This window comes from Paenibacillus sp. 01L418 (assembly GCF_056400045.1).
On record NZ_JBFTSN010000621.1, the window covers coordinates 1 to 2,878 of the forward strand.

General features: G+C 39.1%; 3 protein-coding genes and 1 pseudogene. 3 read left to right on the forward strand and 1 reads right to left on the reverse strand.

Translation table 11 applies throughout. The annotated features are described in order from the left end of the window. Positions 1–179 (reverse strand): annotated as a pseudogene (locus AC1DSE_RS33720) (MATE family efflux transporter); the annotation flags it as partial. A 138-nt stretch (positions 180–317) separates the two neighbouring features. Between AC1DSE_RS33720 and AC1DSE_RS33725 the strand changes: the two are divergent. The 3 genes from AC1DSE_RS33725 to AC1DSE_RS33735 all read left to right on the forward strand — a co-directional run bounded on the left by AC1DSE_RS33725 (position 318) and on the right by AC1DSE_RS33735 (position 2,581). Next, complete coding sequence (locus AC1DSE_RS33725) at positions 318–998, forward strand: TetR/AcrR family transcriptional regulator (RefSeq protein WP_477528956.1); 681 nt, start codon at positions 318–320, stop codon at positions 996–998. A gap of 288 nt (positions 999–1,286) precedes the next feature. Next, the gene (locus AC1DSE_RS33730) at positions 1,287–1,472 is read left to right on the forward strand and encodes a hypothetical protein (RefSeq protein WP_441883152.1); all 186 of its coding nucleotides are present in this window, start codon (positions 1,287–1,289) and stop codon (positions 1,470–1,472) included. Between the two features lie 386 nt (positions 1,473–1,858). Then, positions 1,859–2,581: a hypothetical protein gene (locus AC1DSE_RS33735; protein WP_477511144.1), complete on the forward strand. Its 723-nt coding sequence runs from the start codon at positions 1,859–1,861 to the stop codon at positions 2,579–2,581. The last annotated feature ends 297 nt before the right edge of the window (positions 2,582–2,878 follow it).

Sequence of the window (2,878 nt, forward strand, 5' to 3'; positions counted from 1 at the left end):
GGCAAGGTGAGTGCGAGTGCAGTCAACATGGCAGTATTGTGGAGTGTACCAAGGAAATAGGCATTCAAGATGGAGTATATAACACTCATTGACATGCCTAACATCATCGGTACAGCGAAGTGAGCTACAGCTTTTGAGACGGGTGCTTTTTCAAAATAATGGAGGTTTTCTGTATCCATGTAAATCACTACTTTCTTTATTTATTGTGACCATCAATCTAACAGTGTTAGTTTGTATCTTACAGTGTTAGATGATATCATGAGCCTATGAACCTGTAAAGCATAAACTTACACTGTTAGATAAAAGGACGGATACCGTTGAAAAAAAAGCAGCCTCAGATTTCGGAGGACAAAATTTTGGAAACCTCGTGGGAGCTTCTTGGAGAGGAAGGAATTGAGAAATTCAGCATGAGACGCTTGGCCGATCGTCTGGGCATTCAGGCTCCCTCTTTGTATTGGTATTTCAAGAGCAAGCAGAATCTCTACCAGCGCCTGGCCAACCATGTATCGAAGATCATTTTGGAGGAGTTTCACTCTGAGGGGGATTGGAGGGAGCAGCTAGCGGAATTTGCGGTAACTGTACGGAGTGTGCTCAGCCGATATCCCTGCTCCACGCAGCTCATGATGTTGACGCTGCCCCACGAACCAGACATGATCCGGTTCACTAACCGAATGCTGCTCTGCATGGAATCGACGCCACTTGAGCAAGAGCAAAAATTACAAGCCGTTCTTACGCTGGTGAACTATGTCTTCTACTTCGTTCTGGACAATTATCAGCATCAGCGCATATTATCCACTATGCTTGAGGAGCAGGGAGAGCTTCGTGATGGAGAGATAACAAGTCTTCTGGACGCCATGAGCGAGACAGATGCGGGAGTGTTTCGAGGGATGTACAAAAAAGGGCTATTCAATCTGATAGGGACCGACGGAGCGTTTGAATTCGGCATGAAGCTGATTCTGAAGGGGATTGAGCAGGTGATAAAGGATMAGGATAGGTAGTATAGTATGTAAAACACCCACATCTGGATATCGGATGGGCGGATTCATTGAGGTTTATATACAACTTTACGGTAGCCCGTTAAGCTAACAGGCAGGACAGTCGAACAATAGTGACTGATAAAAGGTTTTATTAGGTACGATTACATTTTGAGGAAAGGTGATATAAAGGTGATCTACAAAGGGATATTCTTGGCTTTCGTAATCATCCAAAATATTTATTTTCTCATAACACAACCAGATAAATATAAACTATGGATATCAGTATTTAATATATCAGTAGGTACCCTAATGACATTAATGGCTGTTTTTTATTATTTTGATGCTTATAAACCTAAAATTGGTCCAGTAGGAAATGGTCCCGATCCTGATTTAATTTTGACTAATTTTCTCGGCATGATAGTGACGGGAGGATGCTTTATAATTATCGGTTTGATCGGTGTTCACATTAAAAGAAAGCTGAAGCACAAGAAATAATAGGAGAAGCTATTCCTAGTTTGAATTACGGCCCGCCTTGACAAACGGAGAGTCCTCCACTTAGAATCAAATATTTGAAAGTGTATTTAGTCTGTTGCCAAGGAATGGGGATAGGAATCCAATTCCTCAAGATAGCATGCTTCAGCAAAGTCCGCAGATTAATAGTGGGAAAGAAATGGTCGATTTATTTGTAGGCGGGACATTTCCAGCACTGACTGCTCTGAATAGGGAAAGTGTGAATCCATTGCAGATTTACATATAGATTGGATCATATCTTTGGTTCATCTGTATGTTAATCATTATTATCGCTAGCTACCGAAAGACATATTTTGAATGGGAGTCCGCTTGCTTTTGGTGAGGGGAATGTAAAAGGGAGGATTAAAAACGTGTTGAATTACAGAAAACCGAGGTTTTGGTTACTTTTTTTCTCAATTGTCCTTATGATAGCAGTTGGAATTGGATTGCTAGCAAATCCTGTAATAAAGGGGAAAGATGCATTAGGACAAATTGCTGACTCAAATAATATACCATTAAGTGAAGAGGCTTCTTTGGAACTACCAGAGAAATCAGCAGCGGAAATATTAAGTGACCTGGCCAATCTGCAATTTTCAATTAAAAGGGATCAAATTAGTGATGACGATCAAGAAACCGTTGTTACATTTGGAAAAGCTTTTGTGAATTTGTATACCGGTGCTATCGCAGAACAAAAAGCAGTCACATTTAGAAATTACATATCTAACGAGAATCTTCTGAAATACACAAATAAAATGCTAGAGCTAGAACAAAGAAAAGAATTAAAGGGAGAGTTTAGTGTTATTTTTGGTCTGGAAAATAAATTTGCGGAAGCAGAATTCAAGCAACTTGATGAAAATCTCTACTACGTAAATTTACCTTTTTCGAACCAAGGATCTGGTATGAGCTTTAAGATGTTAGTTCAAACAGAAAATAAAATATTAATAATCGTTGATTTGTACTTTGGAAACAAAGACGGTGTAGACACGATTGTAACTGGACATCCCGCTGTTAGAAAACTTCATGATTCAAAACTCTGGGATGACAAAGAATGGGTTGATGGTGTTTTTGAAAAGCTTGAAAAAATAGAAATCTGAACGAAGCTCTTGAGTATGCATAAATAGGAGACAAGCTATTAAAAACCACGTATATCGTGGTTTTTTTGTTTTTTCGGTACATATACTTAGCAATGTGCTATGTCAAGAATTTGTACCGAATAACGAAAAAACAATCATGATTGACAATCATTTTACCGAGTGTTACCATAAATATATTAATTGTACTGACTAGTCAGTACATTACGAAAAGGAGAGTCATTTCGCATTGAGCAAAACGAAAATCATGTCAGCAGCGATAGACGTTTTCTCGGAGAATGGATACCACCGAGCTAATAT

Coding starts and splice junctions, on each gene's coding strand:
- AC1DSE_RS33730 (WP_441883152.1), top strand. CDS start 1,287: ATGACATTAATGGCTGTTTTTTATTATTTTGATGCTTATAAACCTAAA.